The following is a 22,369-nucleotide window of genomic DNA, read 5'->3' as shown; positions in this document are numbered from 1 at the left end:
TGGTCTTTACTCCTCGGTGATCATCCGGCGCAGGGCGGGGCGGACGGGTACGGCCGATTCCTGCGACCACGCCGCGAGCTCGGCCACCGTGGGCAGGTCGAAGATCTTGCGGATGGGTATCTCCATGCCGAGCTCCGCGCGGGCCCGGGTGATCAGCCGCGTGGCGAGCAGGGAGTGTCCGCCGAGCTCGAAGAAGCCGTCGTCGACGCCGACCTGCTCCAGGCCGAGGATGTCGGCGAAGAGCTTCGCCAAGGACTCCTCGCGCGGGGTGCTCGGCGCCCGGTAGGGGGTCCCGGTCGTGAGGTCGGGGGCGGGCAGGGCCTTGAGGTCCAGCTTGCCGTTGGGCGACAGAGGCAGCCGCTCCAGTGGTACGTACGCGGCCGGGACCATGTACTCGGGCAGCCGGTCGGCCAGGTGCTCCTGGATCTCGGCCGCGTCCGGGACGGTGGCGCCCTCGGCGGGGACGAGGTAGGCGGCCAGGAAAGGGGCCTTGTCGCCGGGGTGCTGGGTGACGACGGCGACCTGCGCGATCTGCGGATGCGTGGTCAGGGCCGCCTCGACCTCGGCGGGTTCGACGCGGTAGCCGCGGATCTTCACCTGGGTGTCGATCCGGCCCAGGTGGAGAAGTTCCCCGTCCCGGGTCAGGCGGGCGAGGTCGCCGGTGCGGTACATCCGTGAGCCGGGCGGCCCGTACGGGTCGGGGACGAAGTGGTCGGCGGTCAGGCGGGACTGGCGGTGGTAGCCGCGGCCGGCCCCGGCCAGATACAGCTCGCCGGGGGTGTCGGGGGGCAGCAGCCCCAGACCGGGACCGAGGATGTAGGCCCGTACGCCGGGGAAGGGGGCGCCGATGGGCACGCCGTTGCCGTAGGCCTGCTGCGGATCGAGCAGGTGGGCAGTGGCGTAGAACGTCTCGCTGGGACCGTAGCTGTTGATGACGCGGGCCTTGGGCCAGCGGCTGCGCACCCGTTCGGCGAGGACAGGGGTGAGCACCTCGCCGGAGATGTTCAGGGCCGTCGGATCGATGCGGTCGGCGAGCTGGTCGACGAGTTCGGCGAAGGCGGAGGGCACCGAGCAGATGACGTCGACGTCCCAGTTGTCGCGCTCGGCCAGCTCCAGGACGTCGCGCACGATCTCGGCGGTGCCGCCGGTGGTGAGCGCGGCGAACGTCTCGAAGGTGGCGACGTCGAATCCGAACGAGGCGGCGACCAGGATGCGCAGGCCGTCCTGTGCACCGGCCTGTTCGACCATGGTGTCCACGGCGTTGACGACGGTGGCCTGGGTGACGCCCACGCCCTTGGGGACGCCGGTGGATCCCGAGGTGTAGATGACGTAGGCGAGATTGTCCGGACCGGCCTTCGGTCGCAGCGCGGCACCCTCGGCGGTGGCGTGCAGGTCCACCTCGTCGAGCAGGCGGACCGGGATGTCCGTCTCGGGCACCAGGCGGCTGGTCCCGGCGTCGGCCAGGATCAGGTGGGGCCGTGCGGTGGGCAGCACGTACGGCAGGCGTGCTGCGGCGTAGGCGGGGTCGACGGGCAGATACGCTCCGCCGGCCTTCAGTACGCCGAGCAGCGCCACGACCACGTTCACGCCGCGTGGAAGGACCACGCTCACCACGGTCTCCGGGCCCACTCCCCGACCGGCGAGGTCCGCGGCGAGCGCTTCGGCGCGGGCGTCGAGTTCGGCGTACGTGAGGGAGGCGCCGCCGCAGACGACGGCGACCCGGTCCGGGGTCCGCGCCACCTGTGCCTCGACGAGTTCGGTGAGGGTGACGTGCCGGGCCCGGGCGGCGGCCTCGTCGTACCGGGCCAGCATCCGGTCGCGTTCGCCCGGCTCCAGGGAGTCGATCTGCGCGACCAACAGGTCGGGGTTGGTGGCCAGTTGACGCAGGAAGCTCACGAGCCGGGCCGCGTGCAGCTCGACGGTGGCCCGGTCGAGGACGGACGGGGCGTACTGGATGACGAGCTGCAGATGCGGGTCGGCCGCCGCGGTCAGGCACAGCGGGTAGTGGTTGCCGGCGAAGGGGCGCATGCCGGTGAAGGTGATGCCGTCGGCGGCGTCGCTGGCTGCGCCGATGCCCTCCCGGTCGACCGGGTACGACTCGAAGACGACCAGGGTGTCGAACAGTGAGCGGACTCCGGCGGCCTGCTGGATGTCGGCGAGCCCGTAGTAGTGGTGGTCCGCAAGGGCGGCCTGGCGGCTCTGCAGCCGGCCCAGGAAGTCGGCGACGGTCTCACCGGGCTCGTAAGTGACGCGTACGGGCAGGGTGTTGATGAACATCCCGACCATCGTCTCGACGTCCGCGACGGCGGGCGGGCGGCCGGAGACGGTGGCACCGAACACCACGTCCTGGCGGCCGGTGAGCTGGCCGAGCAGCAGCGCCCAGGCGCCCTGCACCAGAGTGTTGACGGTCACGCCCAACTCGCTCGCGCGGCGCACGAGTTCGTGGGCCTGCTCGATCGGGAGCGGGGCCTCGACCTGGTCGCGCAGCCCGTTGTCGGTGCCCGCGGACTCGGCGGCCAGCAGCGCCGGCTCCTCGATCCCCTCGAGGTCCTGCGCCCACGCCCGGGCGGCCTCGTCCTGGTCCTGGCGGGTGAGCCAGGACAGGAACTCGCCGTAGTCGCGGGTGGGCGGCAAGGCGCTCAGGCCACCGTCGGACGCGTAGAGCAGCAGCAGGTCCCGCATGAGCAGGGGCGTGGACCAGCCGTCGTAGAGCGCGTGGTGCGCGGTCAGGACGAGTTCGGGCCGGTCCGGGTCGAGGACGGCGAGGGCGAGCCGCATCAGCGGCGGGCGCTCCGCGTCGAAGTAGGTCCTCTGGTCGTCCTTCAGGAAGGCTTCGAACCGCTCGGTGCGCTCCGGCTCCTCGACGGCGCTCAGGTCGAGGTACTGCCACGGCAGCTTCACCGCCTCCGGGATCACCTGGACGAGGGCGCCGTCGGCCGGGTCGACGAACGCGGCGCGCAGCGCGGGATAGCGGTCGAGCAGTGCCTGTGCGGCGCGGTGCATCCGCTCGGGGTCGACCCGTCCGGACAGATGGAAGACGAGCTGGATGTGGTACGGGTCGAAGTCCGCCCCGGCCAGCTTCGCCTGGAAGAGGATCCCGGACTGGGCGGGGGTGGTCGGCCAGATCTCGGTGAGCTTGCCGAAGCGTTCCTGCCAGGCGTCGATCTCGCTCTGGCCGACCGAGACGAGCGGGGCGTCGCTGGGGGTGAGGCCACCGGCCTCGGGGGCGGTGGCGTGGTGGGCCAGAGCGGTCAACGCCTGGAGCCACAAGTCGGCGAGTTCGGTGACTTCTTGACGCGTGAGGACGCCGGTGGGGAAGCCGAAGTACGCGGTCAACTGCTCACCGGCGCCGGTGTCGGTGGCGACCGCGTTGATCTCCAGCGCGGACAGCACCGGCATGTCCGCGTCGGCTGCCGCGATCAGGTCCTGGTGGGTGGTGTCCGGGGCCCAGCCCAGGTTCCGCAGGTCCTCGGGGAGATCGGCCGCAGAGGCCTTGCCCAGATAGTTGAAGCCGATCTGCGGCCGGGCCAGACCGGAGAGCTGCCGGCCCGTCGTCGCGTTCAGGTGCCGCAGCAAGCCGTAACCGAGGCCCGCGTCGGGGATCGCCCGCAGTTGTTCCTTGACCGCCTTGACAGCCTGACCGGCCGCCGCGCCGCCGGCGAAGGCGTCGGTGAGGTCGATCCCGGTCACGTCCAGACGCACCGGGTACATGGCGGTGAACCAACCGATCGTGCCGGACAGGTCCGCGCCCGGGATCAGATGCTCTTCGCGGCCGTGGCCTTCCAGGCGGACCAGAGTGGAGGCGGCATCATTGCCGCGGTTGGCGTGCCAGCGGGCCAGCGCGAGGGCCAGGCCGGCGAGCAGGCCGTCGTCGACCCCGCCCCGGAAGACGGCGGGGACCTTGTTCAAGAGCGGACCGGTCACCTCGGCGGGGATCTGGATGCGGACCGTGTCCACGGTCGCCGTCACATCGAGCGCCGGGTCCAACTCCCGTGCACCCAGTGCAGGTTCATCACCCGCGAGAATCTCCTGCCACACCGGAAGTTCCGCGACGCGCTGCTCGGTGGCGGCCTGCTCGGCCAGCGCGTGCAGCCAGCGGCGCAGCGACGTACCGGTGAGGGCCGACTCGTCTGCCTCGGTGCCGCTTACCGCCTGCTTCCACACATCGACCAGATCCGGCAGCAGGACGCGCCAGGACACACCGTCCACGACCAGGTGATGCAGCACGATCAACAACCGGTCCGGCTGCCCGTCCTCGGCTTCGGTGAAGCGTACGAACTGCGCCATCACGCCCGCGTCGGGCTCCAGGCGGTCAGCGGCGGAGTCCAGCTCCCGCTGCACCTCTCCCGCGACGTACGGCACGTCACTCAGCAGCTCGTCAGCGCGCACGCTGCCCGGCGGCAGCATCCACAGACCGGGGTTGACCCGGTCCAGCTTCGAACGCAGCGCGTCATGCCGGTCCAGGACAGCTTGCAGGGTCGCGACCAAAGTGGGCCGGTCGATGTCTGCGGGCAGAGTCAGCAGCGCGGACATGCAGAACCGGCCGATACTGCCGCCCAGTTGCAGCACGTGTGCGGCGGTCGGCGGCAACGGAGCCCAACCGACACCGCGGCCCGGCAGCTCGGCCAAGACCACCCGCTCCTCGTCAGCCCGCTCGGCGACGAGCTCGGCGAGACGGAGCACGGTGCGCTGCTCGAAGATCTCCCGGGTGGTGACAGTGACACCGCGGCTCTTGGCGCGAGCCACAACCTGGATGGAACGGATGCTGTCCCCGCCGCTGGTGAAGAAGTCGTCCTCGATACCGATCTCACCGGCGCCCAGCACGTCCGCGTACACCTCGGCGAGGATCCGCTCGGTGTCGTTGCGCGGCGCGCGGTACTCACCCCCGGTGAACTCCGGCACCGGCAGAGCGGCACGGTCCAGCTTGCCGTTCGCCGTCAGCGGCAGCCGGTCCAGGGTGATCAACTGGGCGGGCACCATGTACTGGGGCAGCCGCTTGGCCGCGAACCGCCGCAGATCCGCCACGGTCGCGCCGGCGTTGATGTCTCCCCCGCCGCCCTCGGAGTCCCCTGCGGTCTGTGCCACGTAGCCGACGAGCCGCTTGGTACCGGTGGGGTCCTCGACAACGGTGACCACCGCCCGGCTCACCGCAGGGTGCTGGGCGAGCACGGCCTCGATCTCGGTCGGCTCCACCCGGATGCCGTTCACCTTGACCTGGTTGTCCGCGCGGCCCTCATAGACCAGCTGACCCTCGGCATCCCAGCGGGCCAGGTCACCGGTGCGGTACATGCGCGCACCTGGCGGGCCGAAGGGGCTGGCCACGAAGCGTTCGGCCGTGGCCGCGCTGTTGCCGTAGTAACCGCGCGCGACCAGACCCGCCACGTACAGTTCGCCGACCACACCCGGCGGCAGCGGAGCCAGCTCCGGGCCCAGCACGAACGCCTGCATGTTCGCAAGCGGCGTGCCCACCGGCACGGCTCCCGTGCCGGTCCAGTCGTGCGGCGCCGTGAACGTGGAGGCGTAGAAACTTTCGGTCTGCCCGTACGCGTTCATGACGCGAGTACCGGGCAGTTCCTTGTGCACCCTCCGGACCAGGTCCGAGGAGAGCGCCTCGCCCGCGAAGACCACGGTGTCCACGTCGAGCTGGCGGCCCTGCGTGCCGAGCTGGTCCAGGAGTGCGGTGAACACCGCGGGAACGGCACTGATCGTGGCGCCCGACCAGCTGTCCCGCTCGGTGAGCTCCAGTACGTCACGCGCGATCTCGACACTCGCGCCGGAGGTCAGGGCGGTGAAGATCTCGAACACGGACACGTCGAAGTTCACCGACGTCGCCGCCAGCATCCGCGATCCCGCCCGGACCCTGGTGCGGGTGGCCAGGTCCTTGATGCCGTTCACGATGCCGGCGTGGGTGAGGGCGACGCCCTTCGGCGTCCCGGTCGACCCGGACGTGAACATCACGTAGGCGAGATGAGCGGGATCGAGACCTTCCGGCGCGCCCGTGACGCCCGGGCCGTCGAGTTCGAGGTCCGGCTGCAGGTCGTCGAGGAGGAGCACGGGCGGGCGGCAGCCGTCGACGGCCTGGGCCGTCGCGAGGTCGGTGAGAACGAGCGCCGGGTTCGCCGCATTGAGCAGCAGATCCACCCGGGCGGCCGGGTAATCGGGGTCGATCGGCAGATAAGCGCCGCCCGCCTTGAGCACCGCGAGCAGCGCGACGGGAAGGTCGGCCGTGCGGGGCAGGGCCACCGCCACCAAGACGTCCGGGCCGACACCCTGCTCACGCAACACAGCCGCGAGACGACTGGCGCGGGTCTCCAACTCCCCGTACGAGAACGTGGTCCGCCCCGACACGACCGCTGTCGCGTCGGGCGTTCGGGCGGCCTGCGCGGACACCAACTCGGGCACGGTCACCCCCTGGACCGGCACCGCCGTGTTGTTGAGCAGCGCGAGCCGGCTTCGCTCCTCGTCGCTGAGCACATCCACGCCGCCGATCCGCTTGCCCGGATCGGCGACCACCTGGCTCAGCACGCGGACGAACCGGTCGACGAGGGCCTGCGCGGTGGAGTGGTCGAACAGCTCCGTCGCGTACTCCAGACGCCCGTACGCACAACCCGACGCGTCCGGCACGATGTTGAAGAACAGATCGAACTTCGCGGTGTCCGTGCCCAACGGCAGCGGTGTGACCGTCAGCCCTGACAGCTCGATCGGCGACCAGCCGAACTGCCACGCCAACATCACCTGGAACAGGGGCTGGTAGGCGGTGGTGCGGTCCGGGCTGAGCAGCTCGACCAGGTGCTCGAAGGGCACGTCCTGGTTGTCGTACGCGCCCAGTGCCCGCTCGCGTACCTGGTCCAGGAGCTCGTCGAACGTCGGGTTCTTCGACAGATCGACCCGCAGCACCCACGTATTGGCGAAGAAGCCGACGAGCTCCTCCAGCTGCTCATCCGCACGACCCTCGATCGGACTGCCGATCGTCAGATCGTTGCCCGCACCGAGATGGTGAAGCAGGACCGCAAGGACCGCCTGGGCAACCATCGGCGCCGTCGCACCGTGAGCGGAAGCGAGCTTGCCGATACCGCTGACCAGCTCCGGTGCGAGCTCCAAGTCGACGTACCCGCCCCGATGGCTCGCCGACGTCGGCCGCGGCCGGTCCAGCGGCAACTGCACCGGCTGCGGAACCCCCGCCAACTCCTCACGCCAGTACGCCAATTGCTCGGCAGCCACACTGTCCGGGTCGTCCTCGTCACCGAGCATGTCGCGCTGCCACACCGAGTAGTCCTTGTACTGCACCGCCAACGGCACGTAATCGGGGGCGTCACCCTGGCGCCTGGCGTCGTACGCGGTGATCAGATCGGTGAGGAACGGCGCCATCGACGCACCGTCGGCCGCCGTGTGATGGAACACGAACACCACCACATGCACCTGCGGAGCCGTGCGGAACACCGTGGCACGCAGCGGCAGATCCTTGTCGAGTTCGAACCCCCCGGCCACGAAGACGCGCAGCGCCGCGTCCACCGCGTCCGCGCTCACCTCGACCACCGGCATCGGGACAGCGGCCTCGGCGGCGGGCACGATCACCTGTTGCGGTGTGCCGTCCTCGCTCTCGACGAGCAGCGTGCGCAGGCTCTCGTGCCGGCCGACGACGTCCGCCACCGCCGCGGCCAGCGCCCCGGTGTCCAGCGGCCCTTCGAGACGCAGCGCGAACGGGATGTTGTACGTCGCCGACGGCCCCTCCAAACGGTCCAGGAACCACAACCGGCGCTGAGCGAAGGACAACGGGATCATCGAGCTACTCCTCATCCGTTCATCTGCTTCAGCTGAAGGCGGTTCGACTTGCCCGACTTCTCGACCCGGGCCGCCAGGTCGGCGACGGTCGGGCTGCGGAACACGGTCGTGACCTTCACGTCGACCTTCAGCTCGCTGCGGATGCGGCCGACGAGCCGCGTGGCCAGCAGCGAGTGGCCGCCGTTGTCGAAGAAGTCGGCGTCGATACCGATACGGTCCACGCCGAGCAGCTCGGCGAAGAGCCGGCACAGGACTTCCTCGTTGTGGTTGCGCGGGCCGCGCCCGGTGTCCGCCTCGGGGCGGTCCGGTGCGGGCAGCGCGCCCCGGTCGAGCTTTCCGCTCGGTGTCTGCGGGAACGCGGCGAGCGGCATGATCGCCGAGGGCACCATGTACTCCGGCAGATGCTCGCGGGCCAAGTCGGTGAGCGCCGCGACGTCCACCTCGGCGGGGCCGGCCAGGGCCGGTCCGGGCACCACGTACGCGACGATCCGCTGGTCGTCGGCGCGGTCCTCGCGGACCACGGCGACCGCGCTGTCGACCTGTGGGTGTTTGGCCAGGACCTGTTCGATCTCGCCGAGTTCGATACGGAAGCCGCGGACCTTGACCTGGAAGTCGGTGCGGCCGAGGTATTCGACCTGGCCGTCCTTGGTCCACTTCACCAAGTCGCCCGTGCGGTACATGCGGCTGCCGGGCTCGCCGAAGGGTGAGGCCACGAACCGGCCCGCCGTGAGACCGGTCTGCCCGAGGTAGCCGCGGGCCAGCTGGACCCCGGCGAGGTACAACTCCCCCGCCACACCGGGTGCGACCGGTCGCAGCGCCGAGTCGAGTACGTACACCTGGGTGTTCCATACCGGGGCACCGATCGGCACCCGGTCCTCACCCGGCACGTGCTCCCAGGCGGTGACCTCCACCGCCGCCTCGGTGGGCCCGTAAAGGTTGTTGACGGAGCAGGAGGGGAGCAACTGGCTGACACGGTTGGCGAGTTGCGGCGGGAAGGCTTCGCCCGCGACCTCGATCCAGCGCAGGCTGGTGCATCCCTTTGCCGAGGGCTCTGCCACGAATGCTTCGAGCAGGGACGGTACGAAGTCCGCGCCCGTGACTCCCTCGCGCTGGATCAGCTCCGCGAGATACGCCGGGTCGCGTCGGCCGTCCGGGCGCGCGATCACAATGGCCGCACCCACCTGCAACGGGGCGAAGATCTCCGGCACCGATACGTCGAAACTCGCCGTCGTGCTCAACAGCACCCGGTCCTCGACACCGACAGAGAAGTGCGAAAGACCCCACGCCAGACGGTTCATGATCGCCCGGTGCGCCACCGGCACACCCTTCGGACCACCCGTCGAACCCGACGTGAAGATCGCGTACGCCGCATTGTCCGGCGACAGCTCACGCACCGGATTCGACTCCGGATACCCGGACACGTCCGGGAGTTCTTCCTCCAGCACCAGCAGCGGCTTCGCGCTCGCGAGGACGTGCCGCACACGGTCCTCGGGCAACTCCGGATCGATCGGCACATACGCCGCACCCGCCTTGACCACCGCATAGATGGCCACCAGCAGACCCACCGACCGCGGAATCTTCACCGCCACCAGCAACTCAGGCCCCGCACCCTGCTCGACCAGCCAATGCGCCAACTGGTTCGCACGCCGGTTGAACTCCCCGTACGACAACCGCTCCTGCTCACCCACCAGGGCAAGCGCATCCGGCGTCCGCGCCACCTGCGCCTCAAACGCCGACGGCAGCGTGCCGTCCTCCACCGGCTGCACGGTGTCATTCACCCCGCGCACCAACCAGTCGCGTTCCTCCTCCCCCAGCACCTCGACCGAGCTGACCGGGACCGACGGGTCCTCGAGGATCTGCTCGAGGACCCGGACGAGCCGGCCCGCGACGGTCTCGGCCGCCTCGTGGTCGTAGATGTTCTTCTGGTAGTCGAGGGAGAGCCGCAGGTAGGGGTCGGAGGAGTTGAGGGTGAGGGGGTAGTGCGAGCCGGCGAAGGGGCGGATGGCGTCGATGGAGATGCCGGCCGAGTCGTTGGCGTCGACGATGCCCTCGCGGTCGACCGGGTAGTTCTCGAAGACGACGATCGTGTCGAACAGGGCGGGCAGTCCGGTGCCGCGCTGGATGTCGGCCAGGCCGTAGTAGTGGTGGTCGATCAGGCTGATCTGCCGGTTCTGCAGGTCGGTGACGACCTCCGCCAGTGTGCTGGCGGGCAGGCAGCGTGCCCTGGTGGGCAGGGAGTTGATGAACAGGCCGACCATCTCGTCACTGCCGGTCACCTCCGCCGGGCGGCCGTTGACGGCCGCGCCGAACACCACGTCCTGCTGCCCGGTGAGCTTGGAGATCACGATGGCCCAGGCGCCCTGAAGGAGAGTGTTGAGGGTGACGCCGAGTTCGGCCGCGCGCCGGGCGAGTTCGCGGCCCTTGTCGATCGACAGCGGGACCTCGACGCGGCCGAGCGAGGCGGCTTCGCCCTTCGACGGCAGGCCCGCGGCCACGAGGGTCGGCTCGTCGAACCCTTCCAGTTCGGCCTTCCAGCGGGCGGCCGAGGCCGCGCGGTCCTGGCGGGTCAGCCAGGCCAGGTAGTCGCCGTAGGAGCGGACCGGGGCGAGTTCGCCGGCTTCCGCGTACAGGCTGATGAGGTCCTTGATGACCAGCGGTGAGGACCAGCCGTCGAAGAGGGTGTGGTGCGCGGTGAGGATGAGCTTGGACGTGTCCGGCCCGCAGGTGAGCAGGGCGAGGCGGAGCAACGGAGGCCGGACGGGGTCGAGTTGGTCGGTGCGGTCGGCGGCGAGGGCCGCGTCAAGGGCGGCGTCCTGGTCGGCCGCGTTCTGTCCGGTCAGGTCGAGGTGGCGCCAGGGCAGGTCGACGTGCTCGGCAACGACCTGGACCGGTTCGCCGTCGGCGGTGGTGACGAACGCGGAGCGCAGGTTCGGGTACCGCTCGAGGAGGGCCTGGCCGGCCGCGCGCATACGCTCGGGGACGACGGGGCCGGACAGATGGAGCACGAACTGCATGTGGTAGACGTCGAAGGCGCCGTCGGCGAGCGCGGCCTGGAACTGGATGCCCAGCTGGCCCGGTGCCTGCGGCCACACCTCGACCAGGCGGCCGTAGCGCTCCTCCCACGTCTCGATGTCGCTCTGGCGCACCCTGACGAGGGGGGCGTCCGAGGGGGTGAGCCCGCCGGCCCGGCCGCTCGTGGCGTGCGCGGCCATGCCGCGCAGCACCACGATCCACAGGTCGGCGAGTTCGGCGGTCCGCTCGCGGGACAGCACTCCGCTCGCGCACATGAACGCGGCCTGCAGGCGGGTGCCTTCGGGAGTGTCTGTGGCCACCGAGTTGACTTCGAGGGCGGACAGCGCGGGCAGGTCCGGGTCGGGTTCGGCGATGAGTTCGGCGGACCAGGGCGAGGGGCCCCAGCCGTCGGTGCGCAGATGCTCGGGCACGTCGGAGTCGGAGATGCGGCCGAGGTAGTTGAAGCCGATCTGCGGCACCGGCAGCTCGGCGATGTGTTCGGCGGTGTCGGCGTTGAGGTGGCGCAGGAGGCCGTAACCGAGTCCCTTGTCCGGGGCTTCGCGCAGCTGCTCCTTGACCCGCTTGATCGCCTCGCCGGCCGCGGCGCCGCCGGCCAGCACGTCGGCCGTCGACAGGCCCCGCACGTCGACGCGCGCCGGGTACATGGTGGTGAACCAGCCGACGGTGCGGGAGAGATCGGCGCCGGGAACGGCGTCCTCCTCGCGGCCGTGTCCTTCGAGACGGACGAGTGCGGCACTCTCGGTGCCGCGCCACCAGTCGAGCGCGATGGCCAGGGCGGCGAGCAGGACGTCGGTGCCGGTGCTCTTGTAGGCGGCGGGCAGCTTGGTCAGGACCGCTTCGGTGACGTCGGCGGGCAGCTGGACCCGGACGGTCTCGACGGTGGACCAGGTGTCGAGGGCGGGGTCGAAGGCGCGGGCGCCGAGCGGGGCGTCGGCGCCGGGTGACTCCAACAGGTCTCGCCAGTAGGTGAGTTCGGCTTCGCGTGTGGGGTTGTGGGCCTCGTCCTCGAGGGCGGCGGCCCAGCGGCGGGCGGAGGTGCCGACGGCGGCGAGTTCGGGCGTCTTCCCGTCGCGGACCTGCTGCCAGGCCTCGGCGAAGTCCGACATGAGGATGCGCCAGGAGACGCCGTCGACCACCAGGTGGTGCAGCACCACGAGCAGCCGGCCCGCGCCCGTCGGCGGGGCGAACCAGACGAAGTCGGCCATGGTGCCGGCCTCGGGGTCGAGGCGGCCGGTCGCGTCGTACAGCTCGGCCTTCGCCAGGGCGAGGGCGGACGGCTCGTCCCAGCGGCCGTCGCAGTCGACCCGGGTGATGAGGCCGGCGGCCCGTACGCTGCCGGGTTCGGCTATGAGGAGGGTGGGTTCGTCGCCGGGGACGAGGCGGGAGCGGAGCAGGTCGTGCCGGTCGAGGACGGCGTCCAGGGTGGCGGCGAGGCCGTCCGCGTCGATGGCGGCGGGCAGTTCGAGGACCATCGACATGGCGAACCGGTTCGTGCCGCCGCCCTGCCCGAAGACGTGCTGCGCCACGGGCTGGAGCGGCATCGTGCCGACGCCGCCGCTCTCGTCCTCCGCGAGGACCGGGGCGCGGTCCTTGCGGTCGGAGGCCACCTCGGCGAGACGGGCGGCCGTGCGGCATTCGAAGATCTCCCGGGTGGAGACCTCGAGGCCCCGGGCGCGGGTGCGGGCCACCACCTGGATGGAGCGCAGGCTGTCGCCGCCCACCGCGAAGAAGTCGTCGTCGACGCCGACCCGGTCCACACCGAGGACGTCCGCGTACGCCGCCGTGATGATCAACTCGGCTTCGGTGCGCGGCTCCCGGTAGGCCTCGCCGTGGAACTCCGGCTCGGGCAGGGCCGAGCGGTCCAGCTTGCCGGTGGGGCCGAGCGGCAGTTTGCCGAGGGCCACGAAGGCGGACGGCACCATGTAGTCGGGCAGGCGGGCGGCGACGTACTTGCGCAGTTCGGCGGAGGACGCGCCGGCGAGCACGTCCACGTCGCCGATGCCGCCGGCGCCGTCGTCGCCGACGGCTCCCTCGCCGGTGTGCACCACGTAGGCGACGAGCCGCTTGCCGCCCGAGGGCGCCTCGCGGCTGATCACGACGGCCTCGCTGATGCCGGGGTGGGCGGTGATGGCCGCCTCGACCTCGGCGGTCTCGATACGGAAGCCGCGCACCTTGACCTGGCCGTCGCCGCGGCCGACGCACTCCAGCTCGCCGTCGGGGGTCCAGCGGGCCAGGTCGCCGGTGCGGTACATCCGCTCACCGGCCGGGCCGAAGGGGCTGGGCACATAGCGTTCGGCGGTCAGGGCCGGGCGGCCGTGGTAGCCGCGGCCCAGGCAGCCGCCCGCCACGTACAGCTCACCGACGACTCCGCGCGGCACCGGTACGAGCCCGGGGCCCAGGACGTAGGCGCGCATGTTGCCGAGCGGGGTGCCGATGGGGGCGACGTCACCGTCGTCGAAGGCGTCGCCGGCGCCGAGGGCGAAGGTGGTGGCGTAGAAACTCTCGCTCTGCCCGTACGAGTTGACGATCCGTGCCTGCGGCAGGGCTTCGCGCAGGCGGCGCACCAGGCGGCCCGGAAGCACGTCGCCGGCGAGGACGACGGTGCGCAGGTTCGGTGCCTTGTCCAGGTGCCCGACCAGTTCGCCGAGCACGGAGGGGACGCCGCTGAGGATCTGGCCGTCCCAGCCGTCGCGTTCGGCGAGCGCCAGCGCGTTGGGCACGAGCTCGGCGGTGCCGCCGGTGGTGAGGGTGGTGAGCAGCTCGAAGACGGAGACGTCGAAGTTGACCGAGGTGGCGGCGAGCATGCGCCAGCCGGGCGGCACGTCGAGGACGCGGGTCAGCTCCCGTACGCCGCCCACGACGTTGCGGTGGGTGATCGAGGCGCCCTTGGGCTTGCCGGTGGAGCCGGAGGTGTACATCACGTACGCGAGGTTGTCCGGGCCGAGCGGCGCGGTGCGGGTGGTGTCGTCCGGGACTCCGGCGGGTGTCTGCCAGTCGGCGCGCCGGTCGAGCAGGACGCAGTCGACGTCGTTGTCGGGCGTCTGCTGCCAGGTCGCGGTGTCGGTGACGGCGAACCGGGGCGCCGCCTCCGACAGCACGCTGTGGGCGCGACCGCCGAGGTACTGGGGGTCCAACGGAACGTATCCGGCACCGGACTTGAGGATGCCGAGGAGTGCGGCCACCAGGTCCTCGGTGCGCGGCAGGGCGAGCACGACGAGGTCCTCGGGTCCTGCGCCGCGCCGGATCAGCTCCCAGGCGACGGCGTTGGCCCGGTCGTCGAGTTCGCGGTAGGTCAGCACCCGGCCGTCGCATTCGAGCGCGGGAGCGTCCGGCGAGGCGGCGACCTGGCGTTCGAAGGCCTCCGGGATCGTCGGCTCGTCCTCGGCGGGCGCACCGGTGTCGAAGCGGTGCACCAGTTCGGCGCGTTCGGTGTCGTCGAGGACGTCGACGGCGGTGATCGCAACCTGCGGGTCTGCCACGACCTGGGTGAGGACGCGCACGAAGCGGTCGGCGAGCGCGGTGGCGGTGGTCCGGTCGAACAGGCTGGAGGCGTACTCCAGGCGGCAGCGGGCGCCGCCTTCGCTGAGCGGGACCAGGTCGAAGAACAGGTCGAACTTCGCGGTCTGCGTCTCCAGACGCTGGACTTCGACGCCGAGTCCGGGCAGCGACAGCGGCGGCACGGGCGGCTGCCAGGAGAGCATGACCTGGAAGAACGGGTTGTACGCGGTGGAGCGGTCCGGGTTGAGCAGCTCCACGAGCCGTTCGAAGGGCATGTCCTGGTTGTCGTACGCGGCCAGGGACTTCTCCCGCACCTGGGCGAGGAGCTCCCGGAAGGCGGGGCGTCCGCTCAGGTCGACGCGCAGCACCCAGGTGTTGACGAAGAAGCCGACGAGGTCGCGCAGGTCCTCGTCGGTACGGTCGGTGATCGGGGCGCCGATGGACACGTCCTCGCCGCAGCCGAGCTGGTGCAGGAGCACCGCGAGCGCGGAATGCATGACCATCGAGACCGTGGTCTCCAGCTCGGCGGCGAGCTGTTCCACGCACTTGAGCAGCTCGGGAGTGATCGCGAACGGGATACGGTCGCCCTCGGCGCTCATCACCCGCGGGCGCGGGCGGTCCGTCGGCAACGCAAGCGGCTGGGGCAGACCCGTCAACGCTTCACGCCAGTACGCCAGTTGACGTGCCGAGACGCTCTCGGGGTCGGACTCGTCGCCCAGGACGTCCCGCTGCCACAGCGTGTAGTCCGCGTACTGCACCGGCAGTTGCTCCCACGCCGGAGCCCGGCCCTCGCCGCGTGCCGCGTACGCCTCCGTCAGGTCCCGGAACAGCGGCCCGAACGACTCGCCGTCCACCGCGATGTGGTGGGCGACGACGACCAGGGTGTGGTCGGCGGGCGAGGTCCGCAGCAGCCTGGCCCGGATGGGCGCGTCCGCGGCCAGGTCGAAGGTCCGGGTGGCGGTCGCCTCCACGGCCGCTGCCAGCTCCCCCGCCACGACATCGGCGACGGGCAGTTCGAAGGGCTGCTCCTCCGGGCCGAGCACCCGCTGGTACGGGGTGCCGTCCTCGCCCTCGACGATCACCGTGCGCAGCACCTCGTGCCGGTCGACGACGTCGCGCAGCGCCGCCTGAAGCGCCCCCACGTTGAGTTCACCGGTCAGCCGCAGGGCGAACGCGCCGTTGTAGGTCGGCGAAGGGCCCTCGAACCGGTCCACGAACCACAGCCGACGCTGGGCGAACGACAACGGGATCATTGTTTCTCCAAATCGGCGAAAACCTGGGGGCTGAGGCGTGCTTCAGTTCATGTCGAGCAGGTCGAGGAGCTCGTCGTTGTAGAAGTCGTCGATGGAGCAGGCACCCGACAGCGTGGAGAAGTAGCGGTCGATGTGCTCCTGATGGCCGACCAGCTTCTGCAGCATGTCGACGCGCCCCTGGGGCTTGAGCTCGGCCACGTTCAGCGCGCCCTGGTAGTGGCTGAGTGCCTCGCCGCTCAGGTTGTTCTCGTAGGCCCGCAGGGCGGAGGCGAGCGCGGCGTCCTCGTGCAGCTTGTCGCCGATGTTGTCGGTCAGCGTCTGGGCCTGGACGAAGGCCTCGGTAATGCCGCGGGCCGTGATCGAGTCCTTGTGGTTGACCGCGTCACCCACGAGCACCCAGCCGGGCCCGTACGCCTTGCGGAAGTAGTTCTCCTGGTGGCCCGTGCCGTACAGCTGCTCGACGCGCTCGCCCGACTGCATCCGCTCGAAGAGCTCGGGCGCCGTGGAGCGGAAGGTCTCCAGGTAGAAGGGCTCGACCCCCTTGCGCACGTCGTTGTACTCGTCCTGCGGGAAGTACGTCATGAGCAGCGTGAGGTCGTCGTTGGTGGGGATGACGCCGATCCAGCGGCCGGGGCGCTCGTACAGCTCGAAGTGCGTGGGCACGTTCGCCCAGTAGCTGTAATACGTGCAGGTCACCCTGGGGTGCTCGATGACGTTCTGCGCACCGGTCTTGCGGGCCACCAGCGAGCGCATGCCGTCGGCGCCGACGACGAGCCGCGCGCGTGCGGTGGTCTCGGTACCCGCGGGCGTCGTGTACTTCACGCCGACGACGCGGTCGTCCTCCCACAGCAGGTCCTTGACGGCGGAGCTCTCCTGGAAGTCCACGCCGGCCTCGACCGCTCCTTCGGCGAGCAGCGGGTCGAGTACGTAACGGCGGGGCGCGTAGGTGTAGTTCAGGCCTTCCAGCGGCAGCGAGAAGCCTTCGACGCGGACGCCGGGACCTTCGTAACTCTGCTTGGTGATCTTGCGGCAGCCGGCGCGCTCGAGCTTGTCGAGCAGGCCCCAGCGGCTGAGCAGGGACATCCCCTGCATGTGGATGTAGTGCGAGGACAGGGTGTCCTGCGGGAACTTCGCCTTCTCCAGGAGCAGGACCCGATAGCCCTGCCGCGCGAACAGCATGGCGGTCGGCGAACCCGCACAACGGGCACCGATGACAATGACGTCGTACATGGCGCGCCTCTCTAACCAGGTAGTTTCTTGACGCAGCGCGGCTGCGGCGAAGGCCTTGAGGCCGTGGACTTCAGGCCGTGGACTTCAGGCCGTGGGACTTCAGGCCGTGGGGCAGAGGGATTCGATGTAGGCGGAGATCGACGCCACTGTCGGGTGGAGGAACATCTGGTCCATCGGGACCTCGACGTCCAGCTCCTCCATGAAGGCACCCTGGATCTTCACCATGATCAAGGACTGGCCGCCCAGGGCGAAGAAGTCGTCGTCGGGCGCGATGTCGTCGCGCCCCAGTTCCCGGCACCAGATGGCGCGCACACGGTCGGCTGTCATCGGTTTCCTTTCGGGGTCGTCGTCGGATCCGGCTGCTATGCGGCCGTGCCGCTGTGGGCGTAGGACTTCTCGAGGGCAGCGACCAGCGCCGGGCGGTCGACTTTCCCGTGCGGGCTCAAGGGGAGCCGCAGCACGTTCACGAACCGGGCGGGGACCATGTTCCGCGGCAGGGTGCGCAGCAGTCGGGTGCGTACCTCGTCCTCGCTGAGCTCCTCGCGCGTGGGCACGATGAACGCGGTGAGCTCGGCCTCTCCCGCGGGGGTGTGCACGACGGCGACGGCGGCCTCGCGGATGCCGGCGAGCCGGCCGAGCGCGCGCTCGATGTCGGTGGGGTCGATGCGCATACCGCGCACCTTCACCTGCGCGTCCATCCGTCCGGCGACGATCAGTTCACCGGACTCGGTCACGAAGCCGCGGTCGCCCGTGCGGTACAGCCGCACCGCCGCGCCGTCGACCTCGACCGTCTTGAACTTCGCGTTCTCGGGGCCCGCGGCGCCCAGGTAGCCTGCGCCGACGCCGGCCCCGGCGATGCAGATCTCTCCGTGCTCCCCCGCCCCGACCGGGCGCAGTTCCTCGTCGAGGAGGTGGATGTCCGTGTTGTACGCGGGCAGGCCGACCGGCGGGATGTCGTGATCCGCGCGCCAGTAGTCGGCCAGGTCGTAGGAGGTGGCGACGTCGGTGCACTCGGCGACACCGTACTGGTGCAGCAGCGTGCAGGTGTTGCCCTCGCGTCGTGCCCAGCCGGCGAGCCGTTCGGCCTTCAGTGCTTCGCCGCCGAACAGGATGTAGTCGAGCCGGGAGAGCGCGTCGCCGCCGCGGGCCCGCTCCCAGTCCACCAGGACGTACAGGGTGCTGGAGGCGCAGTGCACCACCCGGACGTCGTGGTCCTTCAGGACGCGGTAGGCCATCATCGCGTCGAAGTTGCGGCTGGCGAGGAGGTGCTGGGTGGCGCCGCAGAACAGCGGTGTCATCAGGGCGCGTTGGGACAGGTCGAAGCCGAAGGCGCTGACGACCAGGTTGTGCGAGGCGTTGTCGAGGCCGTACTCGAGCTGCAGCCAGTTCATGAGGTTGAACCAGCCCTCGTGCCGTACGGCGGTGAGTTTCGGCGTGCCGGTGGAGCCGGAGGTGAAGACGGCGTAGCAGAGGTCGTCGCCGGTGACCTCGACGGCCGGGGCGGTTGCCGGCAGGGCGGCCAGTTCGTCCGCGAGCTGATCCAGGTCGACGAGGTCGGCGTTCGCCGAGCCCACCATGTCCGCCGTGGCCGGGGAGGCGACGATCAGGGCGAGGTCCGGGACCTGGCCGAGGAGCAATGCGAGGCGCTCCGCCGGGTAGGCAGGGTCGAACGGCACATAGGCCGCGCCCGCCTTGATCGTGCCGAGGATGGCGACGAGCAGGTCGACGGAGTAGTCGAGGCAGATGCCGACCAGGGCGCCGCGGCCGTGCCCGCGCGCGGTCAGGAAGTGGGCGAACTGGTTCGCGCGCGCGTCCAGTTCCGCGTACGTCACCTGCCGGCCGGCCCACACGACGGCGACGGCATCGGGCGCCGCCGCCGCGTTCGCCTCGAACCGGTGGTGGACGACAGGCTTCGGGGGCAGGGCGACCCGCTTTCCCTGAAGGATCATCAGCTGACTCCGTTGTGAAAGACGGTCCGGTGGGCGGGCCGCCGGCTCGCCCCGGGGAGGTGGGGCGGGCCGGCCGGTCAGAGGTGGTGCTCGGTGCGTGCCGGGTGTGCGGGCCCGGGCAGGCAGGTACGCACCGCCGAGTCCTGGTGGACAGCGCGGCGTTGACACATCCGGCACCTCGGGGGCGCGGCCTAGGTCGCGGGTGTCTCGAAGGTCTCGAGCACCTGGGCCACCCACTTGTCCAGGGGCAGTCCGTGTGCGGCGGCGGCCTTCGAGCAGTGCTCGAGTTGTCGGGCCGAGAGCTCGACGGTGATCTGGGCTGCCGGCTCCTGCTCGGCCGGCGCCGGAGCCTGCTGTTGCTTGCCTTCGGGGAGCGCCTGGGTCTCGTCGCTCTGTGCGGCGAGGGCGGCACGGACCGCCCGGCGCAGTTCGTTGCGCGACCACTTGTGCTGTGCGGCCTTGCGCAGCCAGTAGTCCTGTTCCGGTGGAGCCAGCCGGGTCACCTCGGCGTGGTGGGCGAAGCTCAGGGCGTCGTGTCTGCGGTGGTGCTCGAACCGCCGTGCCACCCAGGCGTAGTTGCGCAGGGTCTGGTAGTCGAGCCCGGTGCGCTCGATCGCCTCCTTGTAGCGCCGCCAGCCGTAGGTGGCCTCGCCGTAGAGCAGCCAGTCCGCGAGCCACCAGGCCGAGGAGTTGGCCAGCTCACGGAGGTTGGCCCCGATCTGCTCCCAGGACCGCTCCGGCAGGTTCTGCGGAAAGGTCATCCCCGACTTCTGCACCGTGGCGGGCGTCCCGGCGAGGGAGGGCATGATCTGGTGCTGCGCCGCCGGCTCAGGGCCTCGCGCCGACGTCGCCCGGTGTGCGCCCGTGGTCCGCGCAGCGCCCGTCACCTGATTCACCCGCCTCTCGGATCGCCTTGCCGAAGACCGTGGTGTCAGCCCGCCGCCATCGCCTCGCGCAGGCTCTTGGGACGCAGATCGGTCCAGTTCTGCTCCACGTACTCGAGGCACTCGGCGCGGGAGGCCTCACCGAAGACGGTGCGCCAGCCGGCGGGCACCTCGGCGAACACCGGCCACAGGGAGTGCTGCTCCTCGTCGTTGACCACGACGTAGAAGCGACCGTCCGCGTCGTCAAAGGGGTTCGTGCTCAACTGGGGCACCGTCCTTGTCCGTCATGGGTCACTCATGGGTCACTCGCACTGCACGATCGCCGTGCCGGGCGCGTTGTCGCCCCGGTGCGGGCCGCCGGGGCGGCGGCCGTCCGGTCGACAGGACATCCGGCGCCGGTAGCGGCCCGGCGATGCCCCGTCACCGTAGGAAGCGGTCCGGCGGCGTGCCAAGCGCGGTCTTCTTCCGGCGTCCGTGGTGCTCGCCGCGGCCCGGATTCTCTGTACCGCACCCCTCGTGGTGTGCCACGATGCCGCGTTCACCGAGCGGCCGGCCGTACCCGAGGGGCCGTTGTCGAGCCGCCGTGGTGAGGGTCGCGGCCGAGCCGCCCTACCGAGGGAGAGCGATGGTGTCGTCGCAACAAGCCCTGCGTCTGTTCGTCCTGCACCATGCGGGCGGCTCCCATGTGACCTACCGGCACTGGCCGGCGGCCCTGCCCGGCCACTGGGACGTGACCCTGCTCGACGCCCCGGGGCACGGCCGGCGCATCGGCTCGCAGCCGCTCGACGACGCGGGCCGGCTCGCGGATTTCCTGCTGGGCGAGATCGAGCCCGAACTGCCCGTCCCCTACGCCCTGTTCGGGCACAGCATGGGCGCCCTGGTGGCGTACGAGATCGCCCGCCGGGCCACGGACAGGGGGCTGCCCGTCCCGGTGTGGCTGGGGGTCTCGGCCCGCCCGGCGCCCGTCGCATCGCCCGCGCAGGGCCGGTCGCCGGGATGGCACGCGCTGCCGGACGCCGCACTGCGCACCCGACTCCAAGGGCTTGGCGGTACGCCGGCCGGGATCCTGGACGACCCGTCCCTGTGGGCGCTGTACGCGCCGGTGATCCGGGCCGATCTGCGCGTGGTGGAGAGCTGGCGTCCCACGCCCGGCGCCGGGCCGCTGCCCACGGCGCTGTCGGCGTACGCGGGCCGCGAGGACTTCGCGGTCTCCCCGCTGATGTCCGGCTGGGAATCGCACGCCGAGCACTTCCTGGGGCTGCGGAGCTTCAACGGGGGCCACTTCTACTTCCTGGACGACCCCGAACCGCTGCTGCGCAGCGTCGAGCGGGACGCGGAAACGGCGTTGCGGATCCTGAGGGAACGGTCAACTGCCGTGCAATAGCGGCGAGTTGAGAACACCGCCGACAACGTCCGATGGCCGGATCACGCTGTTCCCGCACAAGACCGTCTGCCTACTCTGCCGCCCACGAACCGTACAAGTGCGGATCAAGCCAGGTACGGCTGACGCTGAGGAGCGGGGCAATGACGATGCCGATACGCAGATCAACAGCCGGTGCGAGCGCCGTGGCGGCGCTGCTGCTCACGGCCGCGACGCTGACCGGGACGGCGCACGCCGCGCAGGACACTCCCGTGGCCGGCGCTTCCGGGTCCAGCACGTCCGATGTGGCCCCCGGACACCAGGCCACCCTGAGCGCGCTGCAGGCCGCCGTGCAGGCCGGCGTCCCGGGGGCCGTCGCGGAGATTCGGGACAGGAACGGGACCTGGCGGGCCGCCGTCGGTGTGGGGAACCGCCAGACAGGCCAGGCACGCAGCCTGAACGACCGGTTCCGCATCGGCGGGCTCACCAACACCTTTGTGGCGACGGTCCTGCTGCAGATGGCGGCGGAGGGCAAGCTCGGCCTCGACGACACGGTGCAGCGCCATCTGCCCGGGGTGGTCACGGGCGGCGGCAACGACGGCAGCAAGATCACCGTGCGGCAGCTGCTCAACCACACCACGGGCCTGTACGACTACCTCGCCGACCCGACGTACTACGAGACGTACACCTTGGGCGACGGCTTCCTGCAGCACCGCTACGACACCCTGACGCCGCAGCAGCGCCTCCAGGTGGCCTTCGCCCACCCGCCGATCTTCCCGCCCGGGTCGCGGCACTCGTTCTCGCACACCAACGACCTGCTGGCCGCCCTGGTCGTCGAGGCAGTCGGCAGCACGTACGAGGAAGAGGTGCGCCGTCGCGTCATCGCGCCCCTCGGACTGACGTCCACGTCCCACCCGGGCACCGGCACCGCGCTGCCGAAGCCCAGCAGCCGCCACTACTCGAAACTCTTCTACGGCACCCAGCCGGACCGGATCGACGACGTCACCGCGCTCAACGGTTCGCAGAACTGGGGCGACGGCGACATGATCTCCAGCGCGGCCGACCTGAACCGGTTCTACGGGGCCTTGATAGGCGGAAAGCTCCTGCCCGCGCAGCAGTTGGCGGAACTGAAGGCGACGGTCGTCAACCCCGACTTCCCGTCCTCGTCGTACGGACTGGGTGTCGAGCGGCTCACGATGAGCTGCGGCACGGACATCTGGTACCACGACGGGGGCGTGGTGGGATCGCTGACCGTCAGCGCCTTCACCGAGGACGGCCGCCGCGCCCTCACCTTCAACTACAACGGCGACTGGGAGTTCTCCCAGCTCCTGGCCACCATGAGCGCCGAGTTCTGCCCCGCCTCCACCACCCACTGAGGCG

General features: G+C 70.8%; 9 protein-coding genes. 2 read left to right on the top strand and 7 right to left on the bottom strand.

Annotated features, from left to right (window positions below; all coding sequences use genetic code 11):
- Positions 1–6: 6 nt before the first annotated feature.
- The 7 genes from G6045_RS02075 to G6045_RS02045 all read right to left on the bottom strand — a co-directional run bounded on the left by G6045_RS02075 (position 7) and on the right by G6045_RS02045 (position 19,892).
- A complete protein-coding gene (locus G6045_RS02075; protein WP_165329993.1) occupies positions 7–7,782 on the bottom strand; it encodes a non-ribosomal peptide synthetase in 7,776 nt (2,591 codons plus the stop codon).
- An 11-nt stretch (positions 7,783–7,793) separates the two neighbouring features.
- Complete coding sequence (locus tag G6045_RS02070) at positions 7,794–15,566, bottom strand: non-ribosomal peptide synthetase (RefSeq protein ID WP_165329992.1); 7,773 nt, start codon at positions 15,564–15,566, stop codon at positions 7,794–7,796.
- A gap of 42 nt (positions 15,567–15,608) precedes the next feature.
- Entirely contained in the window at positions 15,609–16,796 is a 1,188-nt protein-coding gene (locus G6045_RS02065; protein ID WP_165329991.1) for an NAD(P)/FAD-dependent oxidoreductase, read from the bottom strand.
- A 99-nt stretch (positions 16,797–16,895) separates the two neighbouring features.
- Positions 16,896–17,123, bottom strand: coding sequence for an acyl carrier protein (locus tag G6045_RS02060; RefSeq protein ID WP_165329990.1), 228 nt, complete (start codon positions 17,121–17,123; stop codon positions 16,896–16,898).
- Positions 17,124–17,158: 35 nt separating this feature from the next.
- On the bottom strand, positions 17,159–18,745 hold the full coding sequence (locus tag G6045_RS02055; RefSeq protein WP_165329989.1) for an amino acid adenylation domain-containing protein: 1,587 nt from the start codon (positions 18,743–18,745) through the stop codon (positions 17,159–17,161).
- A gap of 191 nt (positions 18,746–18,936) precedes the next feature.
- Positions 18,937–19,551, bottom strand: coding sequence for an LmbU family transcriptional regulator (locus G6045_RS02050; RefSeq protein ID WP_165329988.1), 615 nt, complete (start codon positions 19,549–19,551; stop codon positions 18,937–18,939).
- A gap of 125 nt (positions 19,552–19,676) precedes the next feature.
- Positions 19,677–19,892, bottom strand: coding sequence for an MbtH family protein (locus tag G6045_RS02045; RefSeq protein WP_165329987.1), 216 nt, complete (start codon positions 19,890–19,892; stop codon positions 19,677–19,679).
- A 362-nt stretch (positions 19,893–20,254) separates the two neighbouring features.
- On the opposite strand from G6045_RS02045, the gene G6045_RS02040 reads away from it, so the two are divergent.
- Positions 20,255–21,013, top strand: a complete 759-nt coding sequence (locus G6045_RS02040) for a thioesterase II family protein (RefSeq protein WP_165329986.1) — start codon at positions 20,255–20,257, stop codon at positions 21,011–21,013.
- 140 nt (positions 21,014–21,153) lie between these two features.
- The gene (locus G6045_RS02035) at positions 21,154–22,365 is read left to right on the top strand and encodes a serine hydrolase domain-containing protein (RefSeq protein ID WP_235967430.1); all 1,212 of its coding nucleotides are present in this window, start codon (positions 21,154–21,156) and stop codon (positions 22,363–22,365) included.
- Positions 22,366–22,369 lie beyond the last annotated feature (4 nt).

Origin of the sequence: Streptomyces mesophilus, from assembly GCF_011044995.1 — a bacterium.
Lineage (GTDB): Bacteria > Actinomycetota > Actinomycetes > Streptomycetales > Streptomycetaceae > Streptomyces > Streptomyces mesophilus.
The sequence above is the reverse complement of the archived record's forward strand: the minus strand, read 5'-3'. Positions and strand labels throughout refer to the sequence as shown.